Origin of the sequence: Tissierella sp. (assembly GCF_031460495.1) — a bacterium.
Lineage (GTDB): Bacteria > Bacillota > Clostridia > Tissierellales > Tissierellaceae > JAVKTS01.
This window is the reverse complement of record NZ_JAVKTS010000002.1, coordinates 664673-685335: the sequence shown is the minus strand read 5'-3', so window position 1 is coordinate 685335 and position 20663 is coordinate 664673. Positions and strand designations below refer to the sequence as shown.

The 20663-nt window shown below is 30.1% G+C and carries 21 protein-coding genes and 9 tRNA genes; all 30 read left to right on the top strand.

The window, feature by feature from the left end; genetic code table 11:
• Window positions 1-107 precede the first annotated feature (107 nt).
• The 30 genes from RIN63_RS07580 to recJ all read left to right on the top strand — a co-directional run bounded on the left by RIN63_RS07580 (window position 108) and on the right by recJ (window position 20617).
• Window positions 108-184: transfer RNA gene (locus tag RIN63_RS07580), tRNA-Met, on the top strand.
• A gap of 30 nt (window positions 185-214) precedes the next feature.
• Window positions 215-289: transfer RNA gene (locus RIN63_RS07575), tRNA-Glu, on the top strand.
• A 14-nt stretch (window positions 290-303) separates the two neighbouring features.
• Window positions 304-379 (top strand) — tRNA-Val (locus RIN63_RS07570).
• Window positions 380-430: 51 nt separating this feature from the next.
• A tRNA-Asp gene (locus RIN63_RS07565) sits at window positions 431-507 on the top strand.
• Between the two features lie 26 nt (window positions 508-533).
• Window positions 534-609, top strand: a tRNA-Thr gene (locus RIN63_RS07560).
• A 61-nt stretch (window positions 610-670) separates the two neighbouring features.
• Window positions 671-755 (top strand) — tRNA-Tyr (locus RIN63_RS07555).
• A 33-nt stretch (window positions 756-788) separates the two neighbouring features.
• Window positions 789-863 (top strand) — tRNA-Gly (locus RIN63_RS07550).
• A gap of 69 nt (window positions 864-932) precedes the next feature.
• Window positions 933-1006 (top strand) — tRNA-Gly (locus RIN63_RS07545).
• A 5-nt stretch (window positions 1007-1011) separates the two neighbouring features.
• Window positions 1012-1088: transfer RNA gene (locus RIN63_RS07540), tRNA-Arg, on the top strand.
• A gap of 155 nt (window positions 1089-1243) precedes the next feature.
• The gene (locus RIN63_RS07535) at window positions 1244-2905 is read left to right on the top strand and encodes a glycosyl hydrolase family 18 protein (protein WP_310444097.1); all 1662 of its coding nucleotides are present in this window, start codon (window positions 1244-1246) and stop codon (window positions 2903-2905) included.
• 49 nt (window positions 2906-2954) lie between these two features.
• A complete protein-coding gene (locus RIN63_RS07530; RefSeq protein ID WP_310444096.1) occupies window positions 2955-3488 on the top strand; it encodes an O-acetyl-ADP-ribose deacetylase in 534 nt (177 codons plus the stop codon).
• A gap of 57 nt (window positions 3489-3545) precedes the next feature.
• The gene (locus RIN63_RS07525) at window positions 3546-4238 is read left to right on the top strand and encodes a zinc dependent phospholipase C family protein (protein ID WP_310444095.1); all 693 of its coding nucleotides are present in this window, start codon (window positions 3546-3548) and stop codon (window positions 4236-4238) included.
• A 135-nt stretch (window positions 4239-4373) separates the two neighbouring features.
• Complete coding sequence (locus RIN63_RS07520) at window positions 4374-5477, top strand: transglutaminase domain-containing protein (protein WP_310444094.1); 1104 nt, start codon at window positions 4374-4376, stop codon at window positions 5475-5477.
• Between the two features lie 42 nt (window positions 5478-5519).
• Window positions 5520-6002, top strand: a complete 483-nt coding sequence (locus RIN63_RS07515; RefSeq protein ID WP_310444093.1) for a hypothetical protein — start codon at window positions 5520-5522, stop codon at window positions 6000-6002.
• Window positions 6003-6171: 169 nt separating this feature from the next.
• Window positions 6172-6897 (top strand): hypothetical protein, encoded by a 726-nt coding sequence (locus RIN63_RS07510; protein WP_310444092.1) that lies wholly within the window; start codon window positions 6172-6174, stop codon window positions 6895-6897.
• A 20-nt stretch (window positions 6898-6917) separates the two neighbouring features.
• A complete protein-coding gene (locus tag RIN63_RS07505; RefSeq protein WP_310444091.1) occupies window positions 6918-7550 on the top strand; it encodes a CBS domain-containing protein in 633 nt (210 codons plus the stop codon).
• A gap of 61 nt (window positions 7551-7611) precedes the next feature.
• Window positions 7612-8208 carry a BofC C-terminal domain-containing protein gene (locus RIN63_RS07500; RefSeq protein WP_310444090.1) on the top strand — a complete coding sequence of 199 codons (597 nt, stop codon included), beginning with the start codon at window positions 7612-7614 and terminating at the stop codon, window positions 8206-8208.
• A 78-nt stretch (window positions 8209-8286) separates the two neighbouring features.
• Window positions 8287-8781: a crossover junction endodeoxyribonuclease RuvC gene (gene ruvC, locus RIN63_RS07495; RefSeq protein ID WP_310444089.1), complete on the top strand. Its 495-nt coding sequence runs from the start codon at window positions 8287-8289 to the stop codon at window positions 8779-8781.
• 20 nt (window positions 8782-8801) lie between these two features.
• Window positions 8802-9392, top strand: a complete 591-nt coding sequence (gene ruvA, locus RIN63_RS07490; protein WP_310444088.1) for a Holliday junction branch migration protein RuvA — start codon at window positions 8802-8804, stop codon at window positions 9390-9392.
• Between the two features lie 14 nt (window positions 9393-9406).
• A complete protein-coding gene (gene ruvB, locus RIN63_RS07485; RefSeq protein WP_310444087.1) occupies window positions 9407-10420 on the top strand; it encodes a Holliday junction branch migration DNA helicase RuvB in 1014 nt (337 codons plus the stop codon).
• A 24-nt stretch (window positions 10421-10444) separates the two neighbouring features.
• Entirely contained in the window at window positions 10445-11812 is a 1368-nt protein-coding gene (locus RIN63_RS07480; protein WP_310444086.1) for a SpoIID/LytB domain-containing protein, read from the top strand.
• Window positions 11813-11847: 35 nt separating this feature from the next.
• On the top strand, window positions 11848-12873 hold the full coding sequence (gene queA, locus RIN63_RS07475) for a tRNA preQ1(34) S-adenosylmethionine ribosyltransferase-isomerase QueA (protein ID WP_310444085.1): 1026 nt from the start codon (window positions 11848-11850) through the stop codon (window positions 12871-12873).
• Between the two features lie 12 nt (window positions 12874-12885).
• Window positions 12886-14010 (top strand): tRNA guanosine(34) transglycosylase Tgt, encoded by a 1125-nt coding sequence (gene tgt / locus RIN63_RS07470; protein WP_310444084.1) that lies wholly within the window; start codon window positions 12886-12888, stop codon window positions 14008-14010.
• A gap of 54 nt (window positions 14011-14064) precedes the next feature.
• Window positions 14065-14385: a preprotein translocase subunit YajC gene (gene yajC, locus RIN63_RS07465; protein WP_310444083.1), complete on the top strand. Its 321-nt coding sequence runs from the start codon at window positions 14065-14067 to the stop codon at window positions 14383-14385.
• A 93-nt stretch (window positions 14386-14478) separates the two neighbouring features.
• A complete protein-coding gene (locus tag RIN63_RS07460) occupies window positions 14479-14853 on the top strand; it encodes a TIGR04086 family membrane protein (RefSeq protein ID WP_310444082.1) in 375 nt (124 codons plus the stop codon).
• An 83-nt stretch (window positions 14854-14936) separates the two neighbouring features.
• Complete coding sequence (scfA, locus tag RIN63_RS07455; protein WP_310444081.1) at window positions 14937-15077, top strand: six-cysteine ranthipeptide SCIFF; 141 nt, start codon at window positions 14937-14939, stop codon at window positions 15075-15077.
• Between the two features lie 73 nt (window positions 15078-15150).
• Complete coding sequence (gene scfB, locus RIN63_RS07450) at window positions 15151-16512, top strand: thioether cross-link-forming SCIFF peptide maturase (protein ID WP_310444080.1); 1362 nt, start codon at window positions 15151-15153, stop codon at window positions 16510-16512.
• 1 nt (window position 16513) lies between these two features.
• Window positions 16514-17797: a protein translocase subunit SecD gene (gene secD, locus RIN63_RS07445; RefSeq protein ID WP_310444079.1), complete on the top strand. Its 1284-nt coding sequence runs from the start codon at window positions 16514-16516 to the stop codon at window positions 17795-17797.
• Window positions 17798-17812: 15 nt separating this feature from the next.
• Window positions 17813-18679: a protein translocase subunit SecF gene (gene secF, locus RIN63_RS07440; RefSeq protein ID WP_310444078.1), complete on the top strand. Its 867-nt coding sequence runs from the start codon at window positions 17813-17815 to the stop codon at window positions 18677-18679.
• A gap of 165 nt (window positions 18680-18844) precedes the next feature.
• Complete coding sequence (gene recJ, locus RIN63_RS07435; RefSeq protein ID WP_310444077.1) at window positions 18845-20617, top strand: single-stranded-DNA-specific exonuclease RecJ; 1773 nt, start codon at window positions 18845-18847, stop codon at window positions 20615-20617.
• Window positions 20618-20663 lie beyond the last annotated feature (46 nt).

The following is a 20663-nucleotide window of genomic DNA, read 5'->3' as shown; positions in this document are numbered from 1 at the left end:
CCCGGAGGTCGTAGGTTCAAATCCTGCTCCCGCAACCATAATTTCTGTCGAAGCAAAGGCGAAGACACTGATTCAGTAGTGCCCGGAGGGGTGCAAGCAAAATTTATGGCGGCGTAGCTCAGTTGGCTAGAGCATTCGGTTCATACCCGGAGAGTCAGCGGTTCAAATCCGTTCGCCGCTACCAATCAACACAAGATACATATAAATTAAATAAGGCCCCATGGTCAAGCGGTTAAGACATCGCCCTTTCACGGCGGTAACCCGGGTTCGAATCCCGGTGGGGTCACCAATTATTACTTATTTGGGAGCATAGCTCAGTTGGGAGAGCACCTGCCTTACAAGCAGGGGGTCACAGGTTCGAGCCCTGTTGTTCCCACCATTTAAACAATGTATAAAGCATGATTCTCATAGAGAACTGCTAAAATTACGCGGCCTGGTAGTTCAGTTGGTTAGAATGCCAGCCTGTCACGCTGGAGGTCGAGGGTTCGAGTCCCTTCCAGGTCGCCAATTAAACCTAGTTTAAAATATTATATGCCGGCGTAGCTCAGTTGGTAGAGCAACTGACTTGTAATCAGTAGGTCGGGGGTTCAAGTCCTCTTGCCGGCTCCATATTTTATTTATCTGCTGAATTCAAATTAGTAGTCCAGTAGGATGAATAAGCCTTCTTTAAGGAGGAGTACCCAAGTGGCTAAAGGGGACGGACTGTAAATCCGTTAGCTAAGCTTTCACTGGTTCGAATCCAGTCTCCTCCACCAAATATGTACTCCCGAAAACATACATAAAAATATGCGGAAGTGGCTCAGTGGTAGAGCATCGCCTTGCCAAGGCGAGGGTCGCGAGTTCGAATCTCGTCTTCCGCTCCAGAATTTCTTATGAAGAGTATATATTCTTCATTTTTTTAAATTATGATATCTAAATTTGTTATCGATTATGCGGGTGTAGCTCAGTGGTAGAGCCCCAGCCTTCCAAGCTGGTTGCGAGGGTTCGATCCCCTTCACCCGCTCCATATATGTACCCTTAGCTCAGCTGGATAGAGTGTCTGGCTACGAACCAGAAGGTCGGGGGTTCGACTCCCTCAGGGTACGCCAGTAAAAACTTGCATTAAAAATGCAAGTTTTTTTATATTTTTTATTAAGCTATTAATTAAAACTGGTCTAACATTTATTACATTTGTATTAATCTTGACTTTCTATTATACTATTTACTAGGACAAGTTTCTAATTGATAAAAATGGAGGGATTATATGAGAAAATTTATCATAGCAATATTATTAATGGTGATAATAGCTGGAGGCTTAGGAGGCTATATATACTATAAAATGTCAATAACACCTAGTCAAGAAGTAATAGCATATTCAGATGACTTATATTTGATAGTTGAAGAACAAGAAGTTGAAGATGAAGATGCAGTATTATTTAATAATGATATATTGTTTTTTTCACTACCAACAATAGAATACTTTATAGATAATGACATATTTTATGATAATTTAGAAGAAACTCTTATCATTACAAATAGTGAAGAGGTTACAAGGTATAAGGTAGATAATAGTGTGGCTAGTATTAATAATAAAGAATATTTTATTACTAATTCCATAAAGATATTTAATAATAAATTATATGTCCCTCTAGATTTGATATTAACTAATTATGATTTAAATATTGATTTTTTTGAGGAAACCAATGCTGTAGTTTTAGACTTTAACGATATATACTACTTAAAAGGCGAGATAATTACTGAAGGGGCTGCTATTAGAACAGACTTAAATATTAAATCTCCTATTTTAACTAATAATTTACCAATAGGAAGCAGTTTAAATATATATGCAGAATATGAATTTTGGTATAAGGTGCGAACAATAGATGGAATACCTGGATTTATTGAGAAGAAATATTTAAAGATAAATCATACTAAAGATCTATTCAAGGTGGAAATGCCTAAAGAAGATATATCTATGAATGTTAATAAAAAAAAACTAAATTTAACTTGGGATTATACCTATAGAAAAGTACAAAACACTGATGGTATAAGAGAAATCCCAGGTATAAATGTTATTTCTCCAACATGGTTTTCAATAGTTGATATTGAAGGAAACATTCTTGATAAAGGAAATGCAGAATATGTAAAAAAGTATAAAGATATTGGCTATGAGATTTGGCCTCTGATTAACAATGATTTCGATCCTGACCTAACTCATGAATTGTTAGAAAAAAGTAGTGCTCGTGAAAAATTAATAATTGATATACTTAAAATCTATAATCAATACGGATTTCAAGGAATTAATATTGATTTTGAAAATGTACACTTAAAGACAAAGGATTTACTTACACAATTTGTAAGAGAATTGTATCCTATATTTAAAGAAGCTGGAATGACCGTGTCCATGGATGTTACAGGGATGTCTACTTCAGAGAACTGGTCTTTATCCTATGATAGAGCACGGCTTTCAAAAGCTGTAGATTATATGATGTTAATGGCTTACGATCAGCACTGGGCAAGCAGTCCTACGGCAGGCTCAGTTGCACAGTATTCTTGGGTAGAAAAAAGTATACAAGGAGTATTAAAATATATCCCTAATGAAAAATTAGTATTAGGTGTGCCGTTTTATACACGATTGTGGTTAGAGAAGGATGGTAAGGTAGCATCACAAGCATTATCTATGGAAACTGCAAATAAGTTTATATTTGAAAATGAAATTAATTTAGTATGGGAAGAGGAGTCACTGCAATATTACGGTCAAATAGAAAAAGGTGATACTCTTTATAAGATATGGTTGGAGGACGCTAAATCTTTAGAAATGAAAACATCATTAGTTCATAAATATGGGTTAGCTGGAATAGCTTCATGGAGAAAAGGCTTTGAAACAGCTGATGTATGGTCTAGTATAAGTAGTGTATTAGATTAAGTCTTAAGCTGCTAAAATTTGATTGTTTGTACCAATAGGGAGGATGACTATGTTTAGATATAAGGATACTACAATTAATGTATTAAAGGGTGATATTGTAGAGCTTGAAGTAGAATCAATAGTAAATGCTGCTAATAATACATTACTTGGCGGTGGAGGTGTTGATGGAGCAATACACAAAGCTGGAGGGAAAATCATATTAGAACAGTGTAAAAGGATTGGAGGATGTCCAACTGGAGAGTCAAGAATTACAACAGCAGGAAACCTTCCAAGTAATTATGTTATACACACCGTAGGGCCCATATATAAGGATGGAAAATCAGGAGAAGACATTCTTTTATATAATGCTTATTATAATTCATTGTTATTAGCAAAAGAATACAATATTAAATCAATTGCATTCCCTTCTATTTCAACAGGTGCGTATAATTACCCAAAAGAAGATGCAATGAGAATTGCAATTAGTGGGGTTATGGACTTTATTAATATTGAAGATTATGTATTAAAGATAATATTCGTTCTTTTCAGTGATTATGATTATGAATTATATAATAATTATTTAGCTGATAAATTTAGTTACTAGTACTAATGATAATTAGATTATTAAGGATTTTGGAAGATATTATGTGTTGACATAATATTGAAATTGCTGTATTATCAAGTAGTACCGAATTATAAAAACAAAGGGGTGTTTCAAATATTTTCGGATTCGCATAAGATTATTGCATCAGAAATTTATGATGGTATATTTGATATATATGGGTTAAAATTAGACAAAGATAGGTTGTTGTGGGGTTCAATATGCCCTGATATATTACCTCAATTTAAGATTGTAAGACATTATAAGGAAGAAAGTTTGAATTACATTGCAAAAGAAATCATGAAAATAATTTTTCTAAGTAGAAGATTGGATTTAAATAAAAACATTGATCCCCTAACAATGAAGATATTGAGTAAAAGGATTGGAATAATATCTCATTATTTAAGTGATTATATGTGTTTACCTCATGCAAATAGATGGACATTCTATGATAGTATGATTAAACATATTAAATATGAATCAGAATTAAATGATTTCGTTGTTACACATGACTTTAATAAGAATGTAATCAGTTTCAATGATTTAGATATATATGATATAAATGTTAAAGAATTAAAAAACAAGATAAAAGAGTATATCGAAAATGTAGTAGATGAATATTCTATGAAAACAGGGTTTACAAATGATTTAAATTTTGCTCTATCCCTAAATCTAAAGATTTCTTATTTTATTTTAGATACTATAGCAATTTATTCTGAAGAGATTAATGGTCATTTTGCCTTTGAATTTTAATAGTATTATTGTTTTCCCATAAACCTTATGGCCTTTTAGTCCATAAGGTTTATTTTTACTTTAAGATAATTATTAGTTTGGAGTATTTTTATTTTTGTTATATACTAATAAGTAAGTAAAGGAGGGGTAGTGAATATGGCAAAAAAAATGGTAAAAATTATTATAATTGAAATTCTTATTATATTAGGTATATTTCTATATTTTATCTTAAAAAACAATACATATAGCAATTCTATTCAAGATGCTTTAAGCACACCTCTTGAGAGCATTAAAGTAAATTCTGTAGTAAATAACTCTAAAATATTTAAAAAGTTAGAAAAAGGTTTGTTGGAAGGGAAGACAGAAATTAGTGTAAATGATTTGTCTATATTGAAAAAACCTGAGGAAATTTTCAACATTTTAGATGATATAACTAATAAAAATCCTGAAGTTATGTATTATAAAGGTGCAGAATATAGTTTTGGTAAATTAAAATTGCTTTATTCAAAATCAAGTGAAGTTATTAACATTCACCAAGGAGAAATAAGAAAAATCAAGGAAAACTTTATTGCAAACAATATATTTCCGGAGATGTCTGATTATGAAAAAATTCTTGCTATACATGATTATATAATCAAAACTAGTAAATATGATGAAAGATTGTTAGATACAGGAGTTGTACCAGCAGAATCATATACTAGCTATGGTATATTATCATTAGGGTTAGGAGTATGTGAAGGATATGCTAAAGCCATGAAATATCTGTTAGATGGTGTAGGTATTGAATCAATACTTGTAGTCGGAAAATCTAAGGGAACTAACCATGCATGGAATTTAGTGAAAATAGAAAATGAATATTATCATATAGATCCAACTTGGAATGATCCAATAGGCAAAGATGGAGTTGATATAATCACATATAATTATTTAAATTTAGATGATAATGCAATGTCAATATCACATACATGGAATAGAGAAAAGTACCCAATAGCAGATGGTAGTAAATTTAATTACTTTGTCTATAATAATTTAATTGTATCTGGGAAAATTGAGTTAGAAGAAAGGATAGAGAAAACTCTTCTTAGTAAAGAAACTATATTTGAAGTAAAAATAAAAGATTATGAAACAAATAGTATAGATATTAAAGAGATAATTGAAGGTATTGCCTATAGAAATTATGAATTGGTTAAATTAGAAGGTTATTCATATTCTGTTGATGAAGAACATGGTATAATTAATATAAATTTTTACTATATATAAGAAAAATTTGTGAAAAAACACTATATAAGGAGATTATGAATTATGCTAAAGAAAACAAAAATAACTTATTTAATATTAGGAATGGGAATAGGTATCATTATTACAAGTACTTTATACTCTTTGTATCCTCAGATAAGTTATATAGAGTTAGAGGATGAAATTATAATTGAAAGAGCAAGAGAATTAGGAATGGTTAACTTAAAGGAAAGTATAAAAACAGAAAATTTTGAAGCAGCAATTGATAAAGAGGAAACATTAGATCAAACAGGTAGCGAAGCAAATTTAGAAGAGGAAACTGAATTAGAAGAAAAAACTGAAGAAATAGAGATAACAATAGAAAGTGGCTTGACTTTGACAAATGTTGCTACTAAACTTTATGATGCAGGTTTGATAGAAGATAAAGATGATTTTATTTCTTTTGTTAAAAATAAAAAACTACAGGGAAAAATAATTTCTGCTAAATACAAAATTACAAGTAATAGTTCTTATGATGAAATTGTTGAAATGCTAACCTTTAGACCATAATAAATAAATAATTTTTATTAAATTATTACTATTAATAGAAATTATTATATTTTATTAAACAAATATGCAGAAAAATGTAGTATAATAGTTTATATTGTCCTTAAAAATATTTTGACAATGTTTAACTTATCTACTGATTGTCAACAATTGGTAAAAAGGAGGTATTGATATGGCATTAGCAAATAATCATATGTGTAGTATCTATGATGGATTAATACATAAATTTTTATATAAAAATGATATCAATTGCATACATATTCTCCTTAACCTATATGATATAGAAGAAAATATAACTAATATATTTCCTAAATACCTTTCAATTTACCACCTGAAAAAACATATAAGTAAATTTTTAAAAAACAGAAAAGGAAACAATCTTATATCTATGAATCTTGGGCAATTAATACATGAGGATATTAATCGATTAGAACTTTTTATCTATTTAGAAGGATACAGACATGGTTATTATAATAATTATTGGGTAAATATCTTAGAGAAATTAACTTTAAAGAATATAAATTTTGACCAGTTATATAAAAGAAAGTATTTATATCATTTTGAAAAAAACATAAAGCAAGTAGAGGATATCAAAGCTTTAGTATGTGAAGATATAGCCATAAATGAGGATCAAAATCAATTTTTATATAATATTATTGAAAATTACTGTGATAAGATTCTTAAAGGAAAGGTTTTGAGTTTAAATAAATTTTTGGACAAACAACTTACTGTGGACTATGACTCCAATATAAAAGAAGATGATAGTATTTTAACTTTAAATGAACTATATAATATTTATACTGAAGTAGTTAAAGTTGTAATTAAAGATGGTTTTAAACTCTATAAGGAAGCCTATTGGTATGGACTAAATGATAGAGTATTAAAGAGATATAGATAATAATAAAAGGGGGAGTTTGTATGTTTATTAGAAATCATATGTTGCCGAAAGAAGACTTAACTACAGTAGAACTAGAAGAATCTGTTGGTTCTGTTCTTGAAAAAATTAATCAGGGAGATTTTTTATCTTTACCAGTAATTGAAGGGGATAAGTTTAAAGGCTTTATTATGAAAGAAGCAATATATAGACATTATTTTGAATCGGAAAAAAAGGATAAAGATGATTATCTGAAAAAAACTACAGTTAGAGAGATATATAATGATAATTACGAATCTATACTAGATAATGAAAATATTGAGAAAGCTTCATATTTATTAAAACAACTTAGGACACCATTTTTAGCTGTTTTTGATAACCGCAGCAAATTTGTAGGAATATTAACTCATAATTCAATATTTAGTGCGTTTTCTGAAGTATTTGGAATAAACAATGGGACTCGAATTGTTATCAATATGTTCGATTTACCAGGTCAACTAGCGCGATTAACTGAAGTTATTAGAAAAGAAGATATAAATATATTAAATTTAACAATTGTTGATTCTAAAGTACTAGATATAATAAGGGTCATACTTAGAGTTGATTCAGATGATGTAGAAGAATTAGTTGAAAAAATACAATATGCAGGTTTTAAAATTGGAGAAGTTACTAAATAAAGTATAAAAGTTTATAATATGGATATAATATCCCTCTAGATAGTAATCTGGAGGGATATTTATGAATAGAGATAAAATTGTGCCTGTTTTCTTTTTCTCATTGACGCTATTTTTAATAAGTTTCATACTAGGCTATCAGTTAATGGGTAGAAAATTAAATCCCAATAATAACATTAGTCAATTAGATACAGAAGAAATGGACATTTATGATAGCTCAGATCTTGAAATATTAAAGGAGGATACAAAACTAACCCCTAATACATTTATAGAAAAAAGAATTCATTATGCTACATGTAACCATATAGTTTCAGAAGTTGATTTAATAGAAAATGAATTAGTCAATATGAGTAGAAGTGAATTTACTCAATATCTAGAAAATAGTAATCCTAGTGAAAAACTCATTTCGTTTTCAAGTAGCAAAGTAACTTTAGCAATTACTAAAAATCACTTATGTCCAAATCACTATATTGTAGGAGAATATAATGGTATTATAGCTATATTTAGTATAAATGAAAATGGGGAAAGGGTATTAGACAAGGTATTTGAAGATTATCCTATCTCCCTATTAATGGAAATAGATCAGCAAAAGATAAAAGAGGGTATAGTTGTAGATAGTGAAGAAGAATTGTCTGAAATTCTTGAGAATTTTATTAGTTAACTTAGTTAGAAAATCTAACTAAGTTTTTTTGTGGAAATATGATACAATAGGATATATAATAAGAGAAAGGAGAATAGAATGATTATTCTTGGGATCGATCCTGGAATTGCTATTGTAGGATATAGTATTATTGAATGCAATGGAAATAAATTTAAGGCAATAGATTATGGATGTATAAGAACAGATGCAGAACTTTTTTTTCCTGATAGAATAAAAATTATCTATGATAGATTAATTGATATTATTGAAAAGTATAAACCTAACGATTTGGCAATAGAGGAATTATTTTTCAATAAAAATGTAAAAACAGCTATAAAAGTTGGACAGGCTAGAGGAGTTGAAATTCTAGCAGCTATCAATCAAGGTTTGGAAATATATGAATATACACCTCTACAAATAAAGCAAGCTGTAGTAGGATATGGAAGAGCAGATAAAAATCAAGTTCAAGAGATGGTAAAAGTACTTCTGAATTTAAAAGAAAAGCCTAAGCCAGATGATGTAGCAGATGCTTTAGCTGTGGCTATATGTCATGGGAGTTCAATTAAGTTTAAGGAACAATTTAAGATGAAATAAGAATATAAAGGGTGAATTAAGTGTTTGAATTTATTATAGGCGATATTATGACCATTAGAGATGATTATATAGTATTACAAAATAATGGAATAGGATATAAGATATTTACATCTACTAATTCAATAGTTAAGTTAGAGCTTGGAATGAAGGGTGTACTCATATATGTAAATCTAAATGTAAGGGAAGATGGATTATTCCTTTATGGATTTGTATCGGAAGAGGAAATAGATATGTTTAAATTGCTTCAATTGGTATCTAAAGTTGGACCAAAGGTTGCTCTAGGTATATTGTCTACTCTTACTCCAAATCAAATAAAACTAGCCATATTAACGAGAGATATTGATAGCTTAAGTAAAGCTCCTGGTATAGGCAAAAAGACAGCAGAAAGACTCATACTTGAGCTTAAGGATAGGATAGATATTGATGTGAATATAGAGGAAGATTGTATTGATGATATCAACCCTAATGAGTATATTGAAGCAATTAATGGTTTGATGTCTTTAGGATATACTAGAATTGAAGTAGAAAAAGCAATAAAGAACTTGGATTTATCAAAGTTAAAAATTGAAGATATTATAAGAGAAGCATTAAAGAAATTATCAAAACATTAAGAAGGTGTTATTAATTGGATGAAATAAATGATAGAATAATTGCTGGGGATTTACAGAATGAGGATATAGAAAGTGAATTATCTTTAAGACCTAAATGGATATCTGAGTATATTGGTCAAGATAAAGTGAAAGAAAAGTTAAATATTTTTATTCAAGCCGCAAAGGGAAGAAATGAATCATTAGATCATGTATTACTATATGGGCCACCTGGTCTTGGAAAAACAACTTTAGCTAATATTATTGCGAATGAAATGGGAGTTAATATTAGAGTAACTTCAGGACCTGCTATAGAAAGAGCAGGTGATTTAGCTAGTATTTTAACTAATCTGGGCGATGAGGATGTTTTATTTATTGACGAAATACATCGTATTAATAGGACTGTTGAGGAGATATTATATCCTGCCATGGAAGACTTTGCTCTTGATATAATTATTGGGAAAGGACCATCTGCAAGATCTGTAAGATTAGATTTATCTAAATTTACATTAATTGGTGCCACCACAAGGGCAGGTTTACTTACATCACCACTTAGAGACAGGTTTGGCGTTATGTTGAACTTGGAGCTATATGATATTCAAAGCTTAAGAAAAATTATCACAAGATCTGCATCTATACTGGAAATTGAAATTGAGAAGGAAGGAGCCTTAGAGATTGCTAGAAGATCTAGAGGTACTCCTAGAATAGCTAATAGACTTTTAAAGAGAGTTAGAGATTATGCACAAGTGGTAGAACAAGGCATAATAACTTGGGAGGTAGCTAAAAAAGGCCTAGAAATTCTTGAAATTGATGAACTTGGTCTAGATAGCGTAGACAGAAAATTAATACTTACTTTAATAGAAAATTTTAACGGTGGGCCTGTTGGAGTAGATACATTGTCAGCTGCTACAGGAGAGGAAAGGGGTACAATTGAAGATGTATATGAACCATATCTTTTACAAATCGGTTTTTTAAATAGAACTCCTAGGGGAAGAATGGTATCTAAAAAGGCATATGATCATTTTGGAATTCCTTATACTGAAGATAAGTAAATAGACTGTGGAGGGAGATAATTTATGAAGAAAGTATTTTTTTCAATTATAATATGCTCTTTGATAATTACCATATTCTTAAATCATAAGTCTTATGCAGATGGAAGTGGTATTGAATATTTGAATATAAAGTTAACAAGACCTCTAGTGCAAAAGGAAATAATAAATATGGGAAGTGATAGTGGATTTATTATATATAATAATAATGATATAAATACTATCTACCAAACAATACATGATACTACATTAATAGCTATATTAAATGAAAATAGTGAAATAAACTTATCAGATTCCAACAATAATATTATTTTTACTATACCAATGGATGGTAGTATTACTATTGGATCTAATAATATTGATAATCCAATGATTAAGATTGAAAAAGATAGATATAGAGATTTTATTAGATTAATAAATAAGAATAATGAAATAATAGTTATTAATCAAGTTACTCTTGAAAACTATTTATATGGATTGGTTCCAAGGGAAATGCCTTCTACTTTTCATATAGAAGCCTTAAAAGCACAAGCGGTCGCGTCAAGAACATACGCAATTTACAATATTAACAAACATTCTTCTGATGGATATAACTTATGTGATACGACTCATTGTCAGGTATATTCAGGTGTTGATGGTGAAAAGCCTACTACAAATTTGGCTGTAGACGAAACCAAAGGTATTTTTGCATACTATAATGGAATATTAATTGATGCACAATACCATTCAACTAGTAGTGGCTATACTGAAGATAGTGCCAACATTTGGGGTGGAGATTTACCATATTTAAAATCTGTAGAAGATGATTTCTCTACGGAGGCTCCTTATAGCAAATGGAGTCTAAGTATAAATTTATTAGAACTCAACAATAAATTGATTGCATCTGGAATAGATTTAGGAGAACTAATAGGTATAGAAGCAATAAATACCACTGCCACAGGTAAAGTTGATAAACTAAAAATAATCGGAACAAATGGTGAACATATTATAACAGCTACAAAATTTAGAATCATTGTCGGTACTACTAGCCTTAAGAGTGAATGGTTTAATATAATAAATGCCAGTACTGGTACTAGTACAACAAACAAACAGACTTATGTTATAGATGGAAATACATTGAAACCAAAAACCATTAATCTAAGTAAGGTTTTTATACTAGATAGTACAGAAAAGAAGACTGTAACTAGAAGTACAGTCTCTAGAGCACTTGGCAATGATAGAGTAACAAGTATAGGAGGATTATATCCAGTATCCAATTCAGAAATAATAATTGAAGGTAAAGGATATGGGCATGGTGTAGGAATGAGTCAGTATGGAGCCAAAAAAATGGCTGAATTAGGATACTCCTTTGAGGAGATTTTAAAACATTATTATACAGGTATAGATATATTTTAATATGGACAATAATCAAAAGAGTGAAGGATGATGTAATGAAAACAAAAGATTTTTTTTATGATTTACCTTCTGAATTAATAGCTCAACACCCTCTAGAAACAAGAGAAGAGTCAAGATTATTAATTCTAGATAAATTAACGGGTGAAGTAGAGCATAAAAAGTTTAAAGATATTATTAATTATTTAAGGGAAGGAGATTGCTTAGTACTAAATGATACAAGAGTAATACCTGCCAGATTATTTGGTAATAGAGAAGGAAAGACTGAAAGTATTGAATTTTTACTTTTAAAACGGATTGAAGGCGATATATGGGAAACTTTAGTAAAGCCTGGTAAGAAAGCTAGGATTGGGAATTTCATTGAATTTGGCAATGGAATCTTAAAGGGCGAAATAATAGATATAGGTGAAGATGGTACTCGAATGATAAAGTTTGACTATCAAGGAATTTTCGAAGAGATCTTAGATAAACTAGGGGAAATGCCTTTGCCTCCATATATAACTGAAGTTTTAGAAGATAAGGAAAGATACCAGACTGTTTATTCAATGAATAATGGCTCTGCAGCTGCACCAACTGCAGGATTGCATTTTAGCAAAGAGCTATTAGGAGATATAAAGGACAAGGGTGTTAATATTGTATATTTAACACTTCATGTTGGATTAGGTACATTTAGACCTGTCAAGGTTGAGGACATTTTGGAACATCATATGCATTCAGAATACTATGAGGTTTCAGAGGAAGCAGCTTCAATAATAAATAGTGTAAAAGCTAAGGGTGGAAGAATTATTTCAGTAGGTACTACAACTACTAGAACATTAGAAACTGTGGCTGATGAAGCTGGAATTTTAAAAGGATGCTCAGGATGGACTGATATATTCATTTATCCTGGTTATGACTTTAAAATAGTAGATAATTTAATTACAAATTTTCATTTACCAGAATCGACATTGTTAATGCTGGTATCTGCATTATGTACGAAAGAATCTATGTTTAGTGCATATAAAATAGCCATTGAAAACAACTATAGATTTTTCAGTTTTGGCGATGCTATGTTTATAAAATAATGGAGGAATATTATGGCAATAGGATTTGAATTACTAAAAGAAGCTAAGGATTGTAAAGCAAGACTTGGAAAGATAACTACTCCTCATGGGGAGATTGAGACGCCCATATTTATGCCTGTAGGTACTAGAGCTACTGTTAAGGCTATGACACCAGAAGAAGTAAAAGGACTGGGAGCTCAGATTATCCTAAGCAACACTTATCATTTATATTTAAAACCAGGGCATGAATTAGTGGAAGAAGCAGGAGGATTACATAAATTCATGAATTGGAATGGACCAATTTTAACAGATAGCGGTGGTTTTCAAGTGTTTAGCCTAGGAGATTTAAGAAAAATTAAAGAAGAAGGAGTAGAGTTTAGATCTCATATTGATGGATCAAAGCACTTTATAAGCCCAGAGAAATCAATTGAAATACAAAATTCATTAGGTTCAGATATAATGATGTGCTTTGATGAATGTACACCGTATCCATCTACATATGAATACGCTAAGCATTCGATGGAAAGGACAACAAGATGGGCTAAGAGATGTAAAGATTATCATAAGAATTGGGATAAACAAGGACTCTTTGGCATAGTGCAAGGAGGAATGTACAAAGACCTTAGGGAGCAAAGTGCAAAAGATTTAGTAGAATTAGACTTTCCAGGTTATGCCATTGGAGGATTGAGTGTAGGAGAACCTAAGGAATTAATGTGTGAGGTTTTGGATTATACTACACCTCTTTTGCCTAAAGACAAGCCAAGATATTTGATGGGTGTTGGTACTCCTGATTATCTTTTTGAGGCTGTTATCAATGGAATAGATATGGCTGATTGTGTATTGCCTACACGAATAGCAAGAAATGGTACTGTACTTACTTCCCAAGGTAAAATAGTTATAAGAAATGCAAAATATACAAGAGATTTTGAAAAGTTAGATCCAGAATGTGATTGTTATGCCTGTACTAATTATTCTAGAGCTTATATTAGACATCTTTTTAATGTGGATGAAATTTTAGGAGCAAGGCTTGCCACGATTCATAATTTATATTTTTTAGTAAAGTTAATGGAAAATATAAGGAAAGCTATTAAAGAAGACAGAATTCTTGAATATAAAGATGAATTCTACAAAAAATATGGATATAATGAAAAAAATTAGGTGAAATATATTTATTTTACTGTATAATAGATAATAGAAAGGGAGGGATTTTACATGCCACAACAATTGTCAGGATTTTTATTACCTATAGGTTTCTTAGTTATTTTTTATATTTTCGCAATTAGACCTCAAAAGAAGAAAGAGACACAAGTAAAAGAAATGAGAAATAGCTTAAGAGTTGGTGATGAAGTAATTACCATTGGTGGGATCATGGGTAAAATTATTAAAGTAAAAGAGGATATGGTAACTATTGAAGTTGGAGCAGCTAAGACAAAATTAGATATGACTAAATGGTCAATAGGTTCAGTAGTTAATAAAAATGAGTCCAAAAATAGTAAAACCGAAGAAATTAATACTACAGAAGAAAACGAATAATAAAAAAAGCTTCCTAAATAAAAAGGAAGCTTTTTTATGTAATAAATATTACTTTCCTTCAATAAAATTAACTAAAGAGAAGGAGGGGGTATTATGAAGATTAAGAGTTATGATAAATGGTTCTATTTGCTAAAAGGATTGTTATTAGCCTTTATTATTACATCAGTATTAATAGTATTATTTTCATTATTGTTGACTTACTCAACGCTTAAGGAAAGTAAAATGCCATTAATAAATACAATAATTATGATGGTGAGTATAACAACGGGTAGTATCTATGCAGGAAAAAAGATAAAAGAAAAGGGATGGGTAAATGGGGGTATAGTTGGAATATTATATTATATAATTCTAATTTTACTCAGTATTGTTATTTTAAATCCATTTTCTATAGATTTATTTTCCATTACAAAATTAATCATAGCATTTATTACAGGTGTTATAGGTGGAATAATTGGGATAAACATATAATATAAAGGGCAAATAAATCTTTATATTAAGATGTAATTATGTTATAATAAAAAACAGCAATTATATATAAAGGAGTGAGTAAAATGAAATACATAAAAACCTTATCTGGTAAAAATTTAAAAGATACTATGGCTAAGGGTGGCTGTGGTGAATGTCAAACTTCATGTCAATCAGCCTGTAAAACATCCTGTACAGTGGGAAATCAAAAATGCGAAAATAAATAAACTTTTTCAAATTAAAGAGTGGTGGTTTATCCACTACTTTTTAATTTATTAAAATGCAATAGGGGGAACAATAATGGATAAGGCAACAACACTGCATAAATTCTATTTAAATAATAGATATATTATTTTGGATGTGAATTCTGGTGCAGTACATGTAGTTGATAAAATTGTATATGATATTTTGGACTATTATGGGACTAAAACATTAGAAGAAATAAAAGAAATATTTAAAAGTATTTATGGAATTAAGGCAGTTGAAGATGTTTATAGTGAAATAGAAACCTTAGTTAATGAAGGACTATTATTATCAGATAATATAGACATAGCTAATATAAAGTATAACGAAGAAAATATTGTGAAGGCCATGTGTCTTCATGTGGCACATGATTGTAATCTTAAATGTAATTATTGCTTTGCTTCTCAAGGCAATTTTAAAGGTGAGAGGTCACTAATGTCTTTAGAGGTAGGTAAAAAATCATTGGAGTATCTTGCTAAAAATTCTGGCTCAAGGAGAAACCTAGAAGTGGACTTTTTTGGTGGAGAGCCTTTAATGAATTTTCAACTAGTGAAGGATTTAGTTGCATATGGAAAGATTTTAGAAAAAGAGTATAATAAGAATTTTAGATTTACAATTACAACTAATGGAATACTATTGGATGATGATAAGATTGATTTTATTAATGAAAATATGGACAATGTAGTTCTTAGTTTAGATGGTAGAAAAGAAGTCAATGATAATATGAGGAAAACAATTAGTGGAGAAGGTAGCTATGATATAATCTTACCTAAGTTTAAGGAAATGGTAGATAAAAGAGGAGATAAAGATTATTATATAAGAGGTACTTTTACAAGTAAAAACATTGATTTTTCAAAGGATGCTTTAGATTTTTATAATAATGGTTTTAAAAAGATTTCTATAGAACCTGTTGTCACCTCAGAGGAAATGGAATATGCTCTTAGGGAAGAACATCTACAATCAGTTTTGGAAGAGTATGAGAAGTTCTCGAAAGAGTATATTAATATTAAGAGAAAAGATAAGGATTTTTTCTTCTTTCATTTTATGATCGATTTATCCCAGGGACCTTGTATTATAAAAAGAGCCGTTGGATGCGGAGCGGGATCAGAATATATGGCTGTTACGCCTGAAGGAGACTTGTATCCTTGCCATCAATTTGTAGGTGAAAAAGAATTCCAGATGGGCAATGTGTTCCAAGGAGTACACAATACAAGTTTAAGAGATAAATTTAAGAATGCAAATGTCTACAATAAAGAAGAGTGTAGAGTATGCTGGGCTAGATTTTATTGTAGTGGTGGTTGTCATGCAAATTCTCATTATGCACATAATGATATAACAAAACCTTATAGATTAGGATGTGAAATGGAAAAGAAAAGAATTGAATGTGCTATTTCTATCTTGGCAAACATGGAGGGATAAGATGAAAACTAAGAGTATTGTAATTTTTACAGTAATACTAGCTATAGTTCTAGGCAGTACATTTTTAGCTATTTTTGGCCTTAAGATTGGGAACTATGAAATTACAAGAGCTAAAGATGCTATTGATCTAGGATTAGACTTAGCTGGTGGTATATATGTGGTTTTAGAAGCCCAGACAGATGCTAAAGGTGTAGAACTTCAAAGGCTTATGGAACAGACTAAGGCAATTATTAATGAGAGAGTAGACGGTCTAGGAGTGTCAGAGCCAAATATTGCTATAGAGGGAAATGATAGAATTAGAGTAGAACTAGCTGGTATAAATGATCCCCAAGAGGCAATTGAATTAATAGGAAAAACTGCTCAACTACAATTTATTGATCCTAATGAGAATATAGTTTTAACTGGCAAAAATGTAATCACTTCAGAAGTACAGTACTATAATAATGAATTAGGACAACAGGATATAGCTGTGAGTTTAGAATTAGATAAAGAAGGGACAGCAAATTTTGCAGAGGTTACTGGCAAACTTACTTTAGAACCAAATATAGAAGACAGGGTTATCTATATAGTTTTAGACGATCAAATTATATCTAGTCCTGCCATTCAAAGCGTAGATGAAGGTGGCGTAGCAATTTCAGATGGTAAGGCTATTATTACAGGAAATTTTACATTAGAAGAGGCAAGCCAATTGGCTACTTTAATTAGAGCTGGTGCTCTACCTGTTGAAATGAAAGAATTACAGACATCTGTTATAGGGCCTACATTAGGATTAGAAGCATATGAAAAAAGCATTACAGCAGGTGCTATTGCACTTCTATTGATATTTATATTTATGATAGCAATATATAGGATTCCTGGTTTTATTGCCTCAATTGGCCTAGTTATTTATACTTTGATAACTATATTAGTAATGATATTATTAGAAGTAAAACTGACTCTTCCTGGTATAGCAGGTTTAATTTTATCTGTTGGTATGGCAGTAGATGCAAATGTAGTTATATTTGAGAGAATTAAGGAAGAAATAAGAATAGGAAAAACTATTAGAACTGCCGTAGATTCAGGATTTAAAAGAGCGCTTTCTTCAGTAATTGACTCGAACATTACCACTATAATAGCAGGGGTTATATTATACTATCTTGGAACTGGACCTATTAAGGGATTTGGAGTAACATTAATCATTGGTATAATAGCTTCAATGCTTACCGCTGTTATAATATCTAAATACTTATTAAAATTGGTTGTATCAATTACAGGCGGTAAAAATACCAAGATATATGGAGTTTAAGGAAGGGGTGAAGATATGGATGTAATAAAAAATAGAAAGATTTTTTGGTTTTTTTCTCTAGCTATTATAGTTGCAGGGCTTTTAATGTTCTTTATAAATGGTTTTAATTATGGAATGGACTTTGTTGGTGGAACATTGATTCAAGTTAATCTAGAAAAGTTTATATCTGTAGATGAAGCTAAAGAAATAATGGATGAATATGATAAAGATGCAAGTATAGTGCATGTTGGTTCTGATAAAGAAGAAATTATTATTAAAAGTTCTTTAGATTTTTCCAATGATGAAGTAAATAGTATTATGAATAAGTATATGGAAAAATATGATGTAGGTATAGATAATTTTCAATCTAAAATAGTTGGTCCATCTATGGGCAAGGAAATAAAAAACAAAGCTATAATATCAATAGCCCTAGCAATCTTAGGAATGTTGGTATATATTACATTTAGGTTTGAATTCTATTTCGGAGTAGCAGCAATAGTAGCCTTATTACATGATATGCTGATTATGTTAGCTGTATATTCAATATTTAGAATCCCTGTAAATAGTTCATTTATAGCTGCTATATTGACTATACTTGGTTATTCAATTAATGATACCATAGTTATTTTTGATAGAATTAGAGAGAATATAAAATTGTACCCAAAAGAATCTATTGAAAATATAATAAACAACAGTTTAAAGCAATCAATGACTAGAACTATCTATACCTCATTGACTACTTTAATTGCTGTTTTTGTATTATATATAATAGGTGTAGAAGATGTTAAGGTATTGACATTACCTCTCATTATAGGTATGATAGCTGGAGTTTACTCCACATTATTTATAGCATCTCCACTGTGGTACAAACTTAGGAGTAGAAAAATAGTAACTACTGATTAAATATTGAATTGTTTATATTTCTAGATAAATAGTTATATACTAATCATTGATTCTGTAAGGAATCATGTAAATCAGAGAATAATAACTAGAATTATATGTAATAAAATGATAGAATTTAGATACTTGTTTGCGTATCTAAATTTTATTTTTATTGGAGTGTGAAAATTGGAAAAATGGTTTATAAAAAACAAGGTAGCTGATTATAAAAAGATTGCAAGGGATTATAAAATATCTGAATTTATATCCAAACTATTAGTTAATAGGGATATAACTGATTATAGATTAATAGACAGCTTTATTCATCCAGATTTAGACAAATTACATGAGCCAAATCTAATGAAAGATTTAACAAAAGGCGTAAACATTATTAAAGAGAAGATATTGACTAATAAAAGAATAAGAATAGTAGGAGATTTTGATGTAGATGGAGTAATTTCAGTTTATTCCTTATATACTGGGATAAAAAAATGTGGTGGAGAAGTTGATTATGTTATACCCGATAGAGTACTAGATGGGTATGGTATAAATATTGAGATAGTTGAAGCTGCTAAGAGGGATGGGATAGATACTATTATAACCTGTGATAATGGGATAGCAGCCATAGAGCAAGTAAAGCGGGGGAAAGAGCTAGGACTAACTATAATAGTTACGGATCATCATGATGTACCTTTTGAGACTACTACAAAAGGAGAAAGAATCTATCTTTCTACTGGAGCTGATGCAGTAATTAATCCAAAGCAAAATGATTGTGATTATCCATTTAAAAGTTTATGCGGGGCAGCTATTGCTTTTAAATTTATTCAAGAGTTATATTCAATTTTTCATTTAGAAAAAGAATCTGTTTTTTCATTATTAGAGTATGTAGCTATTGCTACAGTATGTGATGTGGTAGATTTAGTAGATGAAAACAGGATTATTGTAAAAAAGGGTTTGGAACTTTTAAATAAAACAGATAATATTGGGTTACAAGCTTTAATTAAAGAAACTGGAATTGAAGGTAAGATTATTAGTGTATATCATCTTGGATTTGTTATAGGACCAAGTATCAATGCTTCTGGAAGATTAGACTCTGCAATAAGAGCCCTAGATTTGCTACTATCTGAAGATGTAATAAAAGCTAGTTCTATGGCTAAGGAACTTAGAGAATTAAATACAGAGAGAAAACAGATGACTAATGAAGGTGTAAACAAGATAATTAATACTATTGAAACCACTACTTTAAAAGAGGATAAAGTATTAGTTGTCTACGAACCAGAAGTACATGAAAGTATAGCTGGTATTATAGCAGGAAGAATAAAGGAAAAATATTTTAGACCAACAGTTATATTAACAAATGGGAAAGAAGGAGTTAAGGGTTCCGGTAGGTCTATTGAAGGGTATAATATGTATGAAGAGTTATCAAAATGTAAAGACCTTTTAGGAAGATTTGGTGGACATCCAATGGCTGCAGGATTATCACTAAATTATGAAAATATTGATCATTTAAGAAAAAGACTCAACTATAGTGTACAACTAACAGATGATGATCTAATACCTAAAATATATATTGACATGCAGCTTCCAATTGAATATATTAGTTTTAAATTGATTGATGAATTAAAACTTTTAGAGCCATATGGTAAAGGAAATAGTAAGCCTATATTTGGAGAAAAGGGATTGAAGATAAAACGTGGCTTTGTACTAGGTGCAAATAGAAATGTTTTAAAATTAATATTAGAGAATGAAAATAAGAAAGTTATAGAAGGTTTGTATTTTGGTGATATTATCAGTTTTGAGGAAACAATAAATACATGTATTGGAGAAAAAGAGTTAGAAAATCTATATAAAGGCATAGATAATAATATAAAAATTGATATATTATATTTCCCTTCAATTAATGAATATAATGGAAATTCAACTCTGCAAGTAATTATCCAAAACTATAGGCTACAAAAATAATACAGTATAGAATAAAGTGTATAATATTTACTTAAATAATTTCAAT